Origin of the sequence: Gilliamella sp. CG25 (genome assembly GCF_046635705.1) — a bacterium.
Lineage (GTDB): Bacteria > Pseudomonadota > Gammaproteobacteria > Enterobacterales > Orbaceae > Gilliamella > Gilliamella apicola_I.
The window spans coordinates 165831-183074 of record NZ_JBIDFJ010000002.1 but is presented as its reverse complement, the minus strand read 5'-3'; the positions used below and the strand labels follow the sequence as shown (position 1 = coordinate 183074).

The window sequence follows — 17244 nt, the reverse complement described above, 5'->3', positions numbered from 1 at the left end:
TGCTATCTCCAATTATTTAGTTGGACATTTGGCTACATCAGATAAATCAGCTGGCCAAGAAGTATTCGGGTTTAATTTCACCCATGCTACACCTGGTAAACCCGTTTTTACTTGATTGATAAAACATTTTAATAATTCAGGATCGAGTTGTGCTTTCACTCTAAACATCAATTTTTGGCGTTCATCTTTTGTTTCAACCGTTTTAGGGGTGAACTGTGCAACACTCGAAACAAACGAAATTTTAGCTGAAATGGTTTTGTCAGGTAAGGCATCTAAAATCAATCTAACTTCGTCACCAATGGCTACTTTGCCCGCTACAGTTTCGGGTAAAAAGAAGGTTAAATAAACGTCATACAAATTAACCAGATTTAGCACTTTACCACCAGAAGGCATCACTTCACCTAATTGAGCAATACGATATTGGATACGACCATCGACAGGTGCAACGAGTGTACTGTCATCAATATCGGCTTGGATTTGTCTGATATTGGCATCAGCAACATTAATGGCTGATTTAGCACTTTCCACGCCAGCTTGTGCAACTTCTATTGCGGCATCCGCTGCTGTCACTTGTGATTGAGCGGAATCTAATGCTGCTTTAGCGCTATTGAATTTAGCGGTATCATCATCAAATTGTTGAATGGATAATGCCCCTTTTTGATAAAGGGTCGTAGTACGTTGAAGATGTTTTGAAGCGATATCTAAGTCACTTTCACGCTGAGTAACACCGGCTAAAGCCGCAATTTTATCACTCATTTTTAAAGAAACTTGTGCTTTAGCACTTGCCTCATTACTGATGGCTTGAAGGTATTGGGCTTGAGCTTCGTTCAATTTGGCTTGCAACGTATCCGTTTGCATTACAACGAGTGGTTGCCCTGCCTTAACAAAATCCCCTTCATTCACATTAATTTTTTCAATTCGACCTGCTAATTTTGCAGAAATATTGATTTCGGTTGCCTCAATACGCCCATTTCCACTAGTAAAATCCGCACCATATCCATCCGTTTTTAGTTGCTGCCATGCAATAAAAATAATAGCAAGTATAACGACGGTGATAATAATCCATTTTTTGCTTATTTGTTTCATAACTCATGCCTTGTTCAAGATAATTAATTTATAATCAAGCTTAACGAAATATTGAATCGTTATATGCTATTTAGTAATGATCAAATAATAACAAATGTTTTTTACAAATAAAATCAGCATACAAAATAAACGCAAAAAATGTTAAAAAATTGAAAATCAGTGAATCTTTATCAATTGATCACACCAAATGAATGTTTGCTGGTCATAATGAGTCATTACTAAATTAGTCATGCAGATTAAAAACGGCGTGAAACATAAGCGTTAGTCATAGGCAAATCTTACAGTAAGTGATATGCTTATCATCTTATTAATGGATTTAATTTAATTAGCAATTTAAGGTGATTTTGTATGGCACTGCCCTCTTTTTTAACGCTTTATAGTGAACTGATATCAACCCCAACAATCAGCAATGTAACCAATGAAAAACTCGATTTTTCAAACAAACCTTTAATAGACAAATTAGCAAACTGGTTTGAAGAGTTAGGCTTCAAAGTTGAAATACAGCCCGTACCGAATACTCGCGGTAAATTTAATTTATTAGCAACTTATTCAAATAATGAAAACCAGACACAAGGTGGATTACTGCTTAGCGGCCATACTGACACAGTGCCTTTTGATGAAGGACAATGGACTAAAGATCCTTTCAAATTAACGGAAGAAAACAACAAGTTATATGGATTAGGCACAGCAGACATGAAAGGTTTTTTTGCTTTTATACTTGATGCCTTACGTGATATTGATCTAACCAAACTAACTAAACCTATTTATGTTCTTGCTACCGCTGATGAAGAAACCACCATGGCTGGAGCATCATTTTTTGCTAAAAATACTCACTTACAACCCGATTGTACAATCATTGGTGAACCAACATCATTAATACCGATACGTGCGCACAAAGGCTTTATTTCCAACTCAATTAAAGTCATTGGTAAGTCTGGTCATTCAAGTGATCCAGACAAAGGAATAAATGCGATTGAAGTCATGCATTTAGCTATCGCACAATTGTTAAAACTGAAACAACAGTTTAAAGAACGATATCATAATGACGGTTTTACTGTTCCCTATCCGACGCTTAATCTCGGGGTAATTCATGGGGGCGATGCAGCAAACCGTATTTGTGGTTGTTGCGAGCTAATTATTGATATTCGTGTACTGCCAAACAACGATGTTAATTCGCTTTATCATGATCTCTGTCAGGCTTTACAACCGGTCATGGACAAATACCCTAACCGTATTTCGGTGGAATATGAAGTATCCCCAATTCCGGGTTATGAATGTAAAAAAGATCATCCTGCTTTACAGCAAGTTGAAAAATTAGTTGGTCAAACTGCGCAAACCGTAAACTACAGTACTGAAGCGCCCTATTTAAACCAAATTTCACCAACCATTGTATTAGGTCCTGGTTCAATTGAACAAGCACATCAACCTGATGAGTTTATCTCAATGGATTTTTTAAAACCGACTAAAATAGCTATCGAAAATTTGATTAAAGATTTTTGTTTATAAAAAATATCCTTTTCGCCGAAACAGTCGGCGAAAAGGATTAGAGATTAAACGTTGAAAAATCACTCGCAATTTCCGTATTAGCAAATATGCTTCTTGCCTCATTAAGTAATTTATCATTATCTTTAAGGCTATATCTTGGGCTGATATGGGTCATGATAAGTTGCTTGGCATTGGCATATTTAGCAATCGTTGCTGCATGAACAGTGGTAGAATGCCCTCGTTCTAAGGCTTTTTCTTCCAAAGCATGCTCTTGAGTCGCCTCATGCACCATTAAATCAACATCTTTGGCTAGCGCAATCGAGGCTTGACATGGCACCGTGTCACCAAAAATTGCCAATTTTCGACCTTGCCTTACCGATCCTAAATAATCATTACCATGAATAACACGACCGTCTTCTAAGGTAATGGTTTTACCGGCTTTCAAAAGTGCATAATGTGCGCCAATTTCGATATTATCTTGTCTTAATTTATCGATATCTAAACTGGCTGGTAAATCCTTTTCAATAATACGATAACCAAAGCAAGGAACGCGATGCTGCAACAATGTTGCTTCGACTTTGAACTTTTCATCTTCGAAAACCGTACAGTCTTCTTCAAGCTCAATGATATTGAGTGGATAACTTAACCAAGAGTGACTAATTGCGATAACCGTTTCAATAAATTGCTTCACTCCTTTAGGTGCAATTAAGGTTAAAGCGGATTGATTTTGCATTAAAGAACGCGTGGTTAATACCCCAGGAAGCCCAAACAGATGATCACCATGTAAATGTGTTAAAAAAATCATTTCAAGTTTTGCAAGACTAAATTTAACTTTTTGCATTTGCATTTGAGCAGCTTCACCACAATCAAACAACCACAATTTGCCACGTTCTTGCAAAAGATCTAACACAATACTACTCACATTACGCTCAGCTGTTGGGCAACCAGCACTGGTACCTAAAAAAGTCAATTTCATAAAACTTAGATATTTTTACGCTCGATTGTTTGTTCACCCCAAAACAGTCTATCTGCTTTTGTTTTAGAAAAGGCAAGTGGCAATACTTCATCACTACCTTCTGACCAAATTTGTTCAGCAAGCTTTTCATCATTATGCGCTAACTCAAAAATGGCTTCTGCAATTTCTAGAGATGTTTCACGAATTTTTGCCCAAGAACGAAGGTCATGTATTTCTTTTTTGGTTTGATTCATTTTTATACCCCTTTTTTGCAAGATTAGGTGTAAAATACCCTCAATTTACATAAATTACAATAGGTGTATCACTTTATGCTAACGATAATTTCTCCTGCCAAGACCCTCGATTTTCAAAGTCCGCTTATCACAAAAACACACACATTACCTAAATTTATTAAAGATTCTGAGATACTTATTAAAGAGTGTAAAAAATTATCCGCCGACGATTTAGCTAAATTGATGTCAATTAGTCCAAAATTGGCTGAAGTAAATTATGAACGATTTCAACATTGGCATAAAGAATTTAATCTTGAAAATGCCAGACAAGCAATTCTTGCTTTTAAAGGTGATGTGTATGAAGGGCTTCATGTCGACGATTTTTCAGAAGCAGATTTAAAATTTGCTCAATCTCATTTACGGATCTTATCCGGACTTTATGGTCTACTCAACCCCCTTGACCTTATTCAACCCTATCGTTTAGAAATGGGGATACGCCTAAAAAACGGTCATAACAATAATTTATATCAATTTTGGGGAGATAAATTAACCGACCAGTTAAATAATGAGTTTCATAAAACTGCAAATCCAACGTTAATCAATTTAGCCTCGAATGAGTATTTTAAAGCCATTAAACCAAAACAATTAAAAGCGACGATTATCCAACCTATTTTTTTAGATGAAAGTAAAGGTGAATTCAAGGTAATTAGTTTTTATGCCAAAAAAGCACGAGGATTAATGAGTCGTTACATTATCAAAAATAACCTCAATCAACCTGATGATATAAAAAGCTTTAACCTTGAAGGCTATCAATTTGATCCAAAACAATCGACGCAGTTAGAATGGTATTTTATTCGTAAACATCAATAAATAGTAATTATCATATGGCTTTTTTTTCGACGTTAGGACAACAATTTGTCGCAACATTACCGCTATTTATTCTTATTTTATTAGGCTATATAGCGGTTAAATTAGGTCGCTGGCAAAAAACGGTGACCGACAGTTTAACCAAATTCACCTTTTATATCGCATTTCCGATTATGCTCTTTCAAATTATGAGCCATTTTTCCGAGCATTCTGAAATCGATATGAAACTATTATTCGTCTTCTTCGGTAGCTCATTTATTGTTTTTGCTTTAGGCTGCTTAATCGCCTACAAATGTTTTCACCTAAATGGTTCTGAAAGTACGATGTTTGCTATGGGGGGAATCTATACCAACACAGTGTTTGTTGGTATCCCAATCATAAAAATGCTACTAGGTGACAGTGCAATTCCAATTGTTGCGATTATTGTGATCTTTAATGCACTTATTTTATGGACCCTAGCAACCATATCGATCGAATTTGTACAAATGGGAAAACTTTCCAGCAAAGGATTTATTAAAGCATTCAAAAATGTCACCAAAAACCCTATAATTATAGGCATTTTTGCCGGTATTGCGGTTAATTATACGGGTATCACATTACCTAAATTCATTCAACAATCTACAAAAATGGTCAGTGACATGACAGCACCTTTATCACTTATTGTATTAGGCATGGGGCTGGCCGAATATCAAATCAGGAACAAATTACACATTACCGCAACAATCTGTATGATAAAACTGGCAATACTACCTATTGTTACATTTGTGATAGGAAAACTGTTAGGATTACCCGTATTGGAATTACAAGTTATTGTATTATTAAGCTCAGTATCGATTGCGATTAACTGTTATATGATGGCAAGACAATTTGAGGTATTACAAGGCCCTATTGCATCAAGTTTACTCATATCAACAGCATTATCATCCATAACAACACCGTTGATATTATCCATCATGTTACAATTTGGCTTAACATAATATTATTTAATTTATTTTGGGGAGTGGCGTTTTACTTTGTGATGAAGTATTAAAGCAAACACAATCACCGCACTTCCAATTGAAAATCGAATCCAGTCAATGGATTGATGCCAAACTACGACATTAACCAAGATGCCTGTTGGAATAACCACGTTATTCATAATCGCTAATGTTCCTGAGTCCACTTTAGTCGCGCCATAGTTCCATAAAAAATAACACAAACCAGAGGCAATCACACCAAGCCAAATAATGATACCCCACTGTAAGTTGGTTGTAGGTAATTTTGAATAATCGCCAAACAATAACCAGCCAAGACTAGCAACAAGCACAGCCCCTAAATAGACCCATGCAAAAGCTTGATGTTGGGGCAATGGATAAAGTTCCATAATTCGTTTATACCCAACCTGCCCTAAAGCAAACACAACATTTGCGCCCTGAATTAATAAAAATCCAATAATAAAATCACGACTGATATGATCATAGCGAATAATAGCTGCACCAATAACGGCAATAATAGCCGTTAACAGATAACTATATCGAAGACGATGCCCTTGCAATATGTCATAAATGATCGTGACATAAATAGGCGTTGATATGGTAAAAAGAAGGACTTCAGGTACTGAAATATACTGAAAGGAATTATAATAAAAAAAGTACATAATCCCCAATTGACAGGCTCCAACGCCCATTAACAAAATCATCTGTTTAAAGCGGATACCACGAAATCGAAAAAAAGGAATAAAAGTAATAAAAGCTAACAAAACACGCATCACAACAGCAAACCAAGAGTCAACTTGTCCACTGAGATAAACAGCAATAAGACTGAATGAAAATGACCAAACAATCGTGACAAAAATAAGATAAAACATAAATTACAGATAACAAATTAAATTTAAATTGCACGCATCGTACCAATTCATCATTAACTTGTAAACGATTTATTACAATAATTGGTGACAAATAACGTTTATGATCTAAATTATTCAATCATTCTACACGACAACATTACTTAATAACCTGTATACAAATAATTAGTACCCTTCATCGAATACTGCCGTAGCAAAATCCATTCCACAAGTAAAAAGTCTAATGGAAAATAAAATTTTGCATTTTACACCCAATAATCGTAGATATATTGAACTTAATTCAGATATTAAAGGAACATAAACATGATTAAATACAAATCATCCTGTAATGACTCAAGATGTTTCTAAATTGTAGTAATAAAATTTTTCAATATAAAAAATAGTGATAAAACAAAGAAAGGTTTGTTACCCTATTCCGCTATAAAGATACAGTCCGGTGACAGTTGAAGGCAAAATTCAATCTATCCAAGAAGATTATAAATGGATGACACTATGAAATTATTAAAGATTGTAATCATACTATTACTAGTAATTAAATTTTTACCAAAATTCTTATTTGTCAGGATGATCCTACCGTTTTTATGGTGTTGAAGAAGCCGAAAGGTTATTATACTTATTCTCACCGTTATACTTATCTTGAAGCAAATTACCATAAAGGGTTACCAATTGGAATTTGGAAATTTTATAAATTAGATTACCAAGAGAAGCCAGATGGATCTGCTGATCTATCTTCTGCTAAAAAAGGCAAACTTTTGTACACAGAAACCTATAAAGACGGTGAACTTATCGAACGCAAATTTGTGGATAAAGAAATTGATGAATTGAATTAAAGATTGTGTAGTAAACAAACGATTATTATGCTTATCACCCTCATAAATATTAACGGTGGTAAGTAAACAATAAATAAAAAAATAAACATAACAACTTAATATTTTTAGTTGTTATACTGTTGTCAATATAGGAAAGAAACACCCTGATGCTAGAAATAATGTAGGAGTTCTTTGGGGAAAAAATCAAACGAAATATAAAGTTTTAATCAAGCTTGATTATATTACACACCCTAAAGATGCAAAAAGTATTTACGACAATATGGACTTAGTAGCATAGCAACTTGCTCAAGGGTTAGAAATCAACATTAATAAACATTTTTAAGAATAAAATGAAAAAATTACTAATAGTGTCTATTTTTTTTGTTGGCATTTTGGCATGTGTTCAACGCATTGAAGAAAAAAAGATTTCCGAAGTTACCCCGTCACATTCAGTACGAATTAAAGAATCCAATACTCCGGAGGGTTTTCTACGATATGAATATTATATCAATGGCAATAAAGCAGCGGATTATATAAAAACTTACTATACTAAAGGCGGTCAATTAGAATCTGTGTATTATATGTCATCATATAAACCAGACGGCATTTCTGCTCAAGGATTTTACCCAAATGGAAAACTAAAATTCATCCGCTATGTAAGAGATGAAGTTAAAAAAGGAGATGTATTATATGTTATTTATTATCCTAATGGACAAATAAATCTTATAGAAACAATAGTTACTGACTCTTTAGAATTACCCAAACTCACTACTATTTACTTTGAAAATGGCGTTAAGCAATATGAAGGGTTTATGGATATGTATAATGCTACCACAATACCTGTAGGATTATGGAAAACATACGATGAAAAAGGCGATTTAATCGAAACCACCTATTATCATCCTGATGAATTAGGCAAAGACTATAAAATCGTAACTCAATATAAGAATGGAAAAGTTGTTTCAAAGAAAATTTACAATTTTGATGATTTATATGAGACTGAGTTAAAAGAGCTTTTAACCATTCCTAAATAATAAATAATTGAAAAATAGAAAATTTTGATTGAAATAAAAATGCGACTATTTACCAAATTACTTTTGAATATGGATTCAGATCTAACTATGCGACAAGTTTGGCAGAGTTTGCTGGTGTAAGCTCAGGTGTTCAAAATCATTATGATCATGAACATTGAGGATTTAATATAGATTTTATACATACTACTATTCAATTAGGAAAATCATGAAAACGATAGCTATACTTTTACTCATTAGCTTTTTGACTTCTTGTGGTTATGCGCATAAAGAGGAAAAAACAAACATAAACTATAGCAAAGTCATTGCGTTAGACCATGATCCTGTTTTAATCCAGTTAGGCAATAAAAAATTAACATTAAAAGGATTAAACCAAGAAGATTTTTCACTGGTACAAAAAGGGAAGACGCTTTTTATCATTAAAAAGCTGTATCTGGGTATAGATGATCTGCAAATTGAATTTATAGATAATAAGGATCAAGATTTTCTATTAACTGGTGAAATAGAATATGGGGTTTCTCAAGACTTGATTGATGGTATACGAACTATTGAATTTTTACCATTTTCTTTTAAAGAAGATATACTGTTGCATAACAATAAAGGTAAATTTATTTTATTAACTGCGATTAAAACCACATTACAGCTAGAAGCCATTTGCCAAGAAAAATATTTTGATGAGATCCGAAAAGAGTCTTATTTGGTTCAAAAACAGTTCTATCAGAATGAAATAATCGATAACCCAGAAAAATATAAGGATTGTTGCCCTGAATATATTGAATATGCAACACAATTTTTATCTAAGAAAGAGCGTGATTTTCACTCATTACAAAGCCTGTTTGTTGAATTTACCTATAAAAAAATAACGTTAAACATAGGTAATGGCTATCATATCGTCTTTTATAATATCAATAATTTTGTTCCTGAATAAAAATGAGTGATTATGCGGATTGTATTAGTTTAACTAAATAACAAAATAGAGATAAAATACAAACCCCATATAATAATCATTTATCTATTTCTAATTTTCGAGAAATCTCTAATATCAATGTACGCAAAAAAGGCAAACTTTTATACACAGAAACCTATAAAGACGGTGAGCTTGTCGAACGCAAATTTGTGGATAAAGAAATTGATGAATTGAAGTAACGAGAGCGTATGAAACAACCGGTGATTTTACTTATCACCTTATTAGTAAGAACGGTGGTAAGCAAACCGATATAAATTAGTAAATTAAAAAAATAATCATTCAAAATTAATCTTTATTGATTGATAAATTTGATATTAAAAGATGTAAAAAGAAAAATAAACTTTCTTGCTCAACTCTATATGGAAAAACCCAATTTAGAAGTACCTTCGAAGATCAAACAAAAGTCCTACAAATTATAAAGATGAAGTAGATTTCTCCAAGGATTTATATCATTCGTTTAACTCAGCAGGATAAATATTCTATAATTTATATAAAACAAACATTAAAGGTGATGGATAAAGGTTTAACAGATTCAGATGTTGAATCTGTTACTAAACAAATTAATGGTGGACTTAATCATATTGAATAAAGAAAAAATACCAAATGGATCAAAGAATTTATAAAATATGATAAACAAAGTTCTAATCGACAAGATAGATAACGTAATGAAAAATAAAATAAGTTACTTTTTTATTATAGTATTGCTATGTAGTTGTAGTAATAAACAATTAAATCAAGAAAATGTGGAAGTTAGTTTCTTTAATGAAAAAAAGAATATACATGAAACGGCTAAAGCAATGTCACCCATTATAGAAAATAATTTCGAAAGTACTTATATTTTGGATACTTTTGATATTTTTTCTCATAAAACAATTTTGCAATCCGACGTTTTTTTAAATTACCAGAATAGCTATGAAAGAGTTTTTGAAATCTCTTTGATGAATAAATTGGATTATGTCATTATCGAAATACAAAACACAATAGGCGTAAGCGCCTATCAACTATTTATTCGAGAAAGAAATAACAAATTAGAAATCTTCAAACAAACTGGTCGGGATCGTATCCTTTTTACATTTGAAATAGCAAAAGATGATTATGATTCTGCAAATGCAAGCTTGATCTGCTTAAGTCAAAAAATAAAACCAATAAATGGCATTATAAAAATCCCTGATGATTTAGATTTGGCCAATGAAAATACAAAAGACTGCTTTGCCTGTCCACAACAATATACTACTAAAGAGTGTTTACATAAAAAACAATCGGGTGAAAAATTTGTTTGGAAAGAATAAGAGGAAAGAGATATCACATATTTCTAATCCATGTAATGAATTAAATGAGAAACACATCATCAAAACAACCACAAGAATGTTTACTGGATAATGTTGTTCTTATTCATTGCTATGCTTTTAAGTCTGAAAATATTTTACTTAAAAGCTAAACTAGCAAAAAAATAATAGTCACGTTTTCTTTTTGGCATAGTCTAATACTTTTTGAAAAACGCCTTTCATATTTTGAACTTGAAGGAAGATTTCTTTTGAAAGTTCTGTTCCGTTTAGTTTTGCGTTGGCATATTTTACAGCATTATCAATATAACTTTTCGCTGTTTTATCCGTTACTCCTCCCTAACAACATAAATTTTCCGCTTACCATTTCTTTATTGGGTAATAATCTAATCCTTTTATATTATTATTTTTTAAAAGTTGATATAGCTTTTGCGATACAAAGACTTCTTTATAATTGGCATGACCGGAACCAAAATTTTCTTGAGATACAAAAAAATCAAAATTTCCAGGATGATTTTCAAAAGACGGAAAAAATCCTTTATTGTTTAAATGAAACCTAGTAATTTCCCACTCTGGGATATGTGTTTTCTCATCTATATTATTATCATTTATATTTAATTTAGATGAGGATATTCCTTGTGGTAACAATTGAACTACTGTAACTAGAGGTTTTTGATTACCATACCCAATTACACTTTTGCTTTGTATATTTAGTGGTTTAAATATATTTTCATAAATTGAAGGTGTAGTAAAAAATGTATCTTCAAGCCAATATATTGTTCCTATACCTTTTTTATTCCATTTAGGTTCGCTTAATAATGAGATACTTCCAATTTGCTTTCCTCTAATAATTCCAAAATTTTCACTTCTTTTTGTTATTTCAAATACGTCCTTTAAATAAGGAAAAACATTAAAAGGAAATTTTTCCAATTCATCATTTCCATCTAAGTCTTCTGGTTGAGGATATCCCAATATTTTACTAGACTCAATTGATAAATAATCGGCATTAATTCTTTCGTTTTCTGAAAATTCTGTTTTGACAACAGAAACATAGTTTTTATAGTTGCTTCCGAATATGGATTGAAGTTGCTCGTTCATTTCGTCATTTTCATAGAATATAAAAGCATCACATCCCACATCGACATAAATATTTATATTTTTTAATTTAGAAACTTCTTTTAAGGAAAAATTTTTGAAAAATCGATATTTTATTTTCATATTGATTAAATCTATTTATTAATTTTTTATACTTTTTCTATTATCCTTTCATAGGATAATAATTTAAACCTTTAATATTGTTAATTTTTAATATGTTATAAAGTTTTTTTGAAATTATTGTATTTCTTTGAGTTAATCCTCCTGTACCAAAATACTCATGCGTATAAAAAAAACAAATTCACCGGGTGAAGAATCAAAAGATGGATAATAAGAATCATTTCTTAATACATATTTATCAATATCCCAATTTACAATATGTGTTTTTTCTTTGATTTGAGTTTTATTAATAATTAAATGAGATTTACTAATCCCTTGTTGAACTATTTGTACAACATTTTCTAATTTTGTTTGAGTTTTATAATTGATAACTGGCAAAGATTTAATATTTAAAGGTCTAAATATTTTTTCAAAAACTTCGGGTTTTACAAAAAAAGCATCTTCAATGTTGTTTGCCGATGCAATTTCATTTCCTCTCCAATTAGGTTCATTTTCTAAAGAATAATAGCCGATTTGATTTCCTCTTAATATTCCAAATTGTTTGTCAGTATTAATTATTTCAAAGACACCATTGTAATAATGGTATATATCAAATGGTTATTCGTATTCATCTACAATAGATTCGTCATCTGGTTTTGCATATCCCAACATTTTATTTGCATATATATTTAAATACGGGGCTAATGATCTATCTTTTTCTGAAAAATAAACTTTCTTTTGAGCAACATTATCCCAATCCTTATTCAACATATTTTTTATTGGTTCAAAATTTTGATTATTTTCCTCGATTTCAAATAAATCCCACCCTTTTCCTACATTAATTCATAATTTTTCTAATTTACTTTGTTCTTCTTTATTAAAATTTTTAACAATTCTATATTTTATCTTCATAGTTCTAAACTTTTTAATTTTCTGGTTAATTTTTATATAATTCTCTTGCGAAATTTCCAACTTCTTTAAATGATGGCTTAATAATACCATAAGGAAATTTCTTCCTCCATGCCTAGTGAATGTTTGGTGTTCTTCTTTTGTTGATAGAATAGAAAGCATTTATCTATTTTTTTAGGAGGTTTAAAGATATTTGCAAATCTTTTTTCAAAAAGAAAGTAATATTGAGGCTTTAAAAATAGCGCTTGATTATTATCATTGGGAATTAAAACACTATCAATTTGAAAAAAGACCAGTTTGGCAGGAGTATCAAGCTATTGCCGATAAAATAGCCCCTAAAACAGTGAAAGTTGTTTAGATAGAAAACTTTCCAGGTATATTACCAAGGGATGAAAAAAATATGTTCATATTTTATCTAACTCAATTAGATAATAAATGGTATTTAACAATTCTAGATTTTTATACTATGGATTGCAGTGCGTAAAATGCGGGATAATAAAAAAATGTATTCACAAAAATTGTTATTATTCAGAGTAATTGATTGATTAAAAATCCACATTAAATGAAAAATAAACAATTCAATATTACCTGAAATAAGGTATACTCTTGCCATAAGATGTGATAAACGCAACGAAAAGATTGATGAAATATTTATTATATATAACATTACTTATTTTTAGCCTTTCCTGTGTGGGTACAACTATAAAACCTGTCCCTATTGCGAATAAACTAAAAATTACCGATCAAATAGAATTAATCTTATTAACTTATAATGAAGAATTCAATCTTTATTCAGATCCAAGATTAATTAAAAATGGGGTTACATCTAAAATCAAAGGATATGATGATGATGACCAATATACCGGTATTGACTCAATAAATATTAAAATATCTGAAAATAAACATTATGTTAAAATGGATGCGATTATCAAAGGTTATGTTGAAATATCAGACAATGAGCGATGGCTACACGAAAACTATCAATGTGTCATTATCGATATCAAAAAATCAAAAGTTGTCTGGTCTGGGGTGCAAAAGTGTGACGGAGAGTGGAAAGGTAATCAATGGATAAGTCATGAACAAGTCGAAATTAATGGCAAATAAAGTTTAAGTTCGAAAGAAGATAAACAGCTAAAAAACATGGAAAATTTAAAAGATGAGTAATTTCAAAAAAAATTTATATTTACTAGTCGCAATAGTATTCATTTCATGTTCATGTAATTCAAGTTTGGCTGACGAAAATAAACGCGATTTTAGTCAAACTTTATCCAATGACAAAGCCTTATGTCAAAAACCGATAAAAGAATACTTTCCAAAAGGAACATTAAAATTATCAGGTTGCCAAGGGATTTATAATGGAACAGGAATCCAAGTTGGATTATGGAACAAATATAATGAAAAAGGCGAATTGATCGAAACGGCGTATTACCACCCCGACGAGTTTGGAAAAGACTACAAAATCATTACGCAATATGAAAAAAATAAAATCATCTCGAAAAAAATATACAACTTTGATGATTTGTACGAAGTTGAGTTAAAAGAACTTTCAACTATACCTAAATAATAATTCAATGCTTGGATATTAGTCCAATCAATAGATTAATCTTAATATAAAAGCATGATAAAAAATAACAATGTAGATTGGAAATAATGAATAAAATTTTAATACTAATAACAAGCCTATTAATAACCTTCTCGTGCCAAGCACAAGATGAGATAACCAATATGACTAAGTCATGTCATGATTTAAAATTTCGAAATCTCATTTATTACCAAATGTGTTTAGATTGGCATTTAAGTGCAAACGATATTCTAGAGATTACGCAAAATAAGCACGAAGAATATTTACCCGATGATGTTAATTTTGAACATTATTATGGTTTTACCCTTGATGGTATCTATATTAAAGCTGAATTAACCAAAAATAATAAACTTTATGATATCCTGTTAGGTTCGCAATCATGGTTTTTACTTACCGATAAGCACACTGAACAATCACAACTATATTCTTACCGAGATCCTAAACATTCCCGATACTTTCTAGGGGACTTTGTCACCGAAGCATTAGTCGAACAACATCCTGAGTTAGAAGAACGATACAAACAACATTATCAATCAGCAATTAATACTATTTTGCAATATCAACCAACGACCTTAAAAGATTTTAATGGTCATTATAGTTCGACTTATTTAACACTTACTATTCATGATACTAAGATTAAACTTAATACGCTTGATTACGATTTACCGTTATACCTAAAAAACGACGTCAGTCTTTGCGCCTATCAAGGATTAGCAAAAGAACAAACCCAAGGCAATTTTATCTTTAACCTGTTTATTAAGGATAAAAGATATTATTTTCAATCACCTAACTTTATGGATAATAAGATCATTGAAGTTCATAATTATCCTACAGCCCTTATAGACTCACTTCAATACTATTAGGATCCTCAAAAGGTTTAAACTATGGCATAATGTGCGTTAAATCACATTTTTTAACTTTAACTTATAAGGTATTAAAAGCATCAAGTTAAAGCGTTAATCATTTAGAGAGTAGAGATCAGTGTTAAGTACAAATAACATCACCATGCAATTTGGTAGTAAACCGCTATTTGAAAATATTTCGGTTAAATTTGGGAACGGCAATCGTTATGGGCTTATTGGCGCCAATGGTAGCGGTAAGTCAACGTTTATGAAAATCATTGGTGGCGATTTGGTGCCAACTTCGGGTAATGTGGCGTTAGATCCTCATGAAAGATTAGGTAAATTACGTCAAGATCAGTTCGCTTTTGAATCCTTTACCGTGTTAGATACGGTGATTATGGGGCATACTGAGTTGTGGGAAATCAAGCAAGAACGTGATCGGATCTATTCTTTACCGGAAATGAGTGAAGAAGATGGTTTTAAAGTGGCTGATTTAGAAACCCAATACGCCGAAATGGATGGTTATAGTGCCGAGTCTCGTGCTGGCGAACTATTGTTAGGGGTCGGCATTCCCATTGAACAGCATTATGGTCTAATGAGTGAAATTGCCCCCGGTTGGAAGCTACGTGTATTATTAGCCCAAGCGCTCTTTTCGAATCCCGATATTTTATTACTGGACGAGCCAACCAATAACTTGGATATCGATACCATCCGTTGGTTAGAAGATACGCTTAATGAGCGTGAAAGTACCATGATTATTATTTCGCATGATCGCCATTTTTTAAATATGGTTTGTACCCATATGGCAGATCTTGATTATGGTGAATTGCGTATTTATCCGGGTAATTACGATGATTATATGACGGCATCAACACAAGCCCGAGAGCGTTTATTAGCGGATAACGCTAAGAAGAAAGCGCAAATCAGTGAACTGCAATCTTTTGTTAGTCGTTTTAGTGCCAATGCATCGAAGTCTAAACAAGCGACATCTCGAGCCAGACAAATTGAGAAAATTAAACTGGAGGAAGTGAAAGCATCTAGCCGTCAAAATCCATTTATACGCTTTGAGCAAGATAAAAAATTGTTCCGTAATGCCTTAGTCGTTGAGAATTTGACCAAAGGCTTTGATAATGGTCCTTTGTTTAATAATCTTAATTTAATGGTTGAAGTCGGCGAGAAGGTCGCCATTTTAGGTACCAATGGGATTGGTAAAACCACTTTAATTAAAACCTTAATGGGAGAACTAACGCCTGAGCAAGGCGAGATTAAATGGTCAGAAAATGCCAATATCGGTTATTATGCTCAAGATCATGAATATGAATTTGATGATGAGTTAACCGTATTCGACTGGATGAGCCAATGGAAGCAACCTACTGATAATGAACAAGCAGTACGAAGTGTTTTAGGACGCTTATTATTTTCGCAAGATGATATTAAGAAGAAAGTTAAAGTACTGTCGGGGGGTGAAAAAGGACGGATGTTATTTGGTAAATTAATGATGCAAAAACCGAATATCATTGTCATGGACGAACCGACTAACCATTTTGATATGGAATCGATCGAGTCGCTCAATATGGCGCTTGAACTTTATCAAGGTACCCTATTCTTTGTTTCACATGACCGTGAGTTTGTCAGTTCACTAGCGACTCGTATTGTCGAAATTACGCCAGAAAAAGTAATTGATTATACCGGTAATTATGAAGATTATTTACGTAGTCAAGGAATCGAATAATTTAGTTAAATGAATTGCAAACAAATAGCCACAATTGTGGCTATTGAATTATCAAGCTAACTTAATCAAATATGGTTTAAAATCGATTAGAAATCTAATTCATCCCACCAAATATCGATTAACGGGCTGACTTTGATATTTTTTAAACCATGACTTTCCAACCATTTTGTCACAATGTCACGATGCGCTTCGGTACAATTGCCGAGTTTTTGAGTACAGACAATGCCTTTCCAGTTTAGATAGCCACTGCCTTCATATGCTAGGCCATTTGGTTGGATAGCTTCGAGAATGAATTGATCAACAATGTTATCTAAGGTTTCTTCACTTGTCCCTTCGTCAAAAGACCAACTGACAGTAAAACCTAATTCTTTAAACTCTTCAATATGTAATTTTTTACGTAAACGTCGACTGCGATTTACCATGATA

General features: G+C 32.1%; 18 protein-coding genes. 12 read left to right on the top strand and 6 right to left on the bottom strand.

What is annotated here, in order from left to right:
* Positions 1 to 12 precede the first annotated feature (12 nt).
* The gene (locus ACGH6P_RS02325; protein WP_411596641.1) at positions 13 to 1086 is read right to left on the bottom strand and encodes an HlyD family secretion protein; all 1074 of its coding nucleotides are present in this window, start codon (positions 1084 to 1086) and stop codon (positions 13 to 15) included.
* A 348-nt stretch (positions 1087 to 1434) separates the two neighbouring features.
* Here ACGH6P_RS02325 and argE point away from each other — a divergent pair, with 348 nt between their 5' ends.
* On the top strand, positions 1435 to 2592 hold the full coding sequence (argE, locus tag ACGH6P_RS02320) for an acetylornithine deacetylase (RefSeq protein ID WP_411596640.1): 1158 nt from the start codon (positions 1435 to 1437) through the stop codon (positions 2590 to 2592).
* A gap of 37 nt (positions 2593 to 2629) precedes the next feature.
* Here the strand turns inward: argE and rnz are convergent, their stop codons facing one another.
* Complete coding sequence (gene rnz, locus ACGH6P_RS02315) at positions 2630 to 3547, bottom strand: ribonuclease Z (protein ID WP_411596639.1); 918 nt, start codon at positions 3545 to 3547, stop codon at positions 2630 to 2632.
* Positions 3548 to 3552: 5 nt separating this feature from the next.
* Positions 3553 to 3780 (bottom strand): YccJ family protein, encoded by a 228-nt coding sequence (locus tag ACGH6P_RS02310; RefSeq protein WP_220217224.1) that lies wholly within the window; start codon positions 3778 to 3780, stop codon positions 3553 to 3555.
* A 75-nt stretch (positions 3781 to 3855) separates the two neighbouring features.
* Here ACGH6P_RS02310 and yaaA point away from each other — a divergent pair, with 75 nt between their 5' ends.
* Positions 3856 to 4629 (top strand): peroxide stress protein YaaA, encoded by a 774-nt coding sequence (gene yaaA / locus ACGH6P_RS02305; protein WP_411596638.1) that lies wholly within the window; start codon positions 3856 to 3858, stop codon positions 4627 to 4629.
* A 14-nt stretch (positions 4630 to 4643) separates the two neighbouring features.
* A complete protein-coding gene (locus ACGH6P_RS02300; RefSeq protein ID WP_411596637.1) occupies positions 4644 to 5603 on the top strand; it encodes an AEC family transporter in 960 nt (319 codons plus the stop codon).
* Positions 5604 to 5614: 11 nt separating this feature from the next.
* Here ACGH6P_RS02300 and ACGH6P_RS02295 read toward each other — a convergent pair whose 3' ends face one another.
* Complete coding sequence (locus ACGH6P_RS02295) at positions 5615 to 6472, bottom strand: carboxylate/amino acid/amine transporter (protein ID WP_411596636.1); 858 nt, start codon at positions 6470 to 6472, stop codon at positions 5615 to 5617.
* Positions 6473 to 7056: 584 nt separating this feature from the next.
* Between ACGH6P_RS02295 and ACGH6P_RS02290 the strand changes: the two genes are divergently transcribed.
* From ACGH6P_RS02290 to ACGH6P_RS02275, 4 genes are all read left to right on the top strand, one after another.
* Positions 7057 to 7299: a hypothetical protein gene (locus tag ACGH6P_RS02290; RefSeq protein ID WP_411596634.1), complete on the top strand. Its 243-nt coding sequence runs from the start codon at positions 7057 to 7059 to the stop codon at positions 7297 to 7299.
* Positions 7300 to 7628: 329 nt separating this feature from the next.
* Entirely contained in the window at positions 7629 to 8312 is a 684-nt protein-coding gene (locus tag ACGH6P_RS02285) for a toxin-antitoxin system YwqK family antitoxin (RefSeq protein WP_411596633.1), read from the top strand.
* A gap of 205 nt (positions 8313 to 8517) precedes the next feature.
* The gene (locus tag ACGH6P_RS02280; RefSeq protein ID WP_411596632.1) at positions 8518 to 9237 is read left to right on the top strand and encodes a hypothetical protein; all 720 of its coding nucleotides are present in this window, start codon (positions 8518 to 8520) and stop codon (positions 9235 to 9237) included.
* A 704-nt stretch (positions 9238 to 9941) separates the two neighbouring features.
* Positions 9942 to 10565 carry a hypothetical protein gene (locus ACGH6P_RS02275; RefSeq protein ID WP_411596631.1) on the top strand — a complete coding sequence of 208 codons (624 nt, stop codon included), beginning with the start codon at positions 9942 to 9944 and terminating at the stop codon, positions 10563 to 10565.
* A 354-nt stretch (positions 10566 to 10919) separates the two neighbouring features.
* On the opposite strand, the gene ACGH6P_RS02270 is transcribed toward ACGH6P_RS02275, so the two are convergent.
* A complete protein-coding gene (locus ACGH6P_RS02270; RefSeq protein WP_411596630.1) occupies positions 10920 to 11777 on the bottom strand; it encodes a hypothetical protein in 858 nt (285 codons plus the stop codon).
* A 1078-nt stretch (positions 11778 to 12855) separates the two neighbouring features.
* On the opposite strand from ACGH6P_RS02270, the gene ACGH6P_RS02265 reads away from it, so the two are divergent.
* From ACGH6P_RS02265 to ACGH6P_RS02245, 5 genes are all read left to right on the top strand, one after another.
* A complete protein-coding gene (locus ACGH6P_RS02265) occupies positions 12856 to 13020 on the top strand; it encodes a hypothetical protein (protein ID WP_411596629.1) in 165 nt (54 codons plus the stop codon).
* 284 nt (positions 13021 to 13304) lie between these two features.
* On the top strand, positions 13305 to 13766 hold the full coding sequence (locus ACGH6P_RS02260; protein ID WP_411596628.1) for a hypothetical protein: 462 nt from the start codon (positions 13305 to 13307) through the stop codon (positions 13764 to 13766).
* A gap of 52 nt (positions 13767 to 13818) precedes the next feature.
* Positions 13819 to 14226 (top strand): hypothetical protein, encoded by a 408-nt coding sequence (locus ACGH6P_RS02255; RefSeq protein WP_411596627.1) that lies wholly within the window; start codon positions 13819 to 13821, stop codon positions 14224 to 14226.
* A gap of 161 nt (positions 14227 to 14387) precedes the next feature.
* Positions 14388 to 15107 carry a hypothetical protein gene (locus ACGH6P_RS02250; protein WP_411596626.1) on the top strand — a complete coding sequence of 240 codons (720 nt, stop codon included), beginning with the start codon at positions 14388 to 14390 and terminating at the stop codon, positions 15105 to 15107.
* Positions 15108 to 15225: 118 nt separating this feature from the next.
* Positions 15226 to 16818 carry an ABC-F family ATPase gene (locus ACGH6P_RS02245; protein ID WP_411596625.1) on the top strand — a complete coding sequence of 531 codons (1593 nt, stop codon included), beginning with the start codon at positions 15226 to 15228 and terminating at the stop codon, positions 16816 to 16818.
* A gap of 86 nt (positions 16819 to 16904) precedes the next feature.
* On the opposite strand, the gene ACGH6P_RS02240 is transcribed toward ACGH6P_RS02245, so the two are convergent.
* Positions 16905 to 17243 (bottom strand): YggL family protein, encoded by a 339-nt coding sequence (locus ACGH6P_RS02240; RefSeq protein ID WP_267351012.1) that lies wholly within the window; start codon positions 17241 to 17243, stop codon positions 16905 to 16907.
* Position 17244 lies beyond the last annotated feature (1 nt).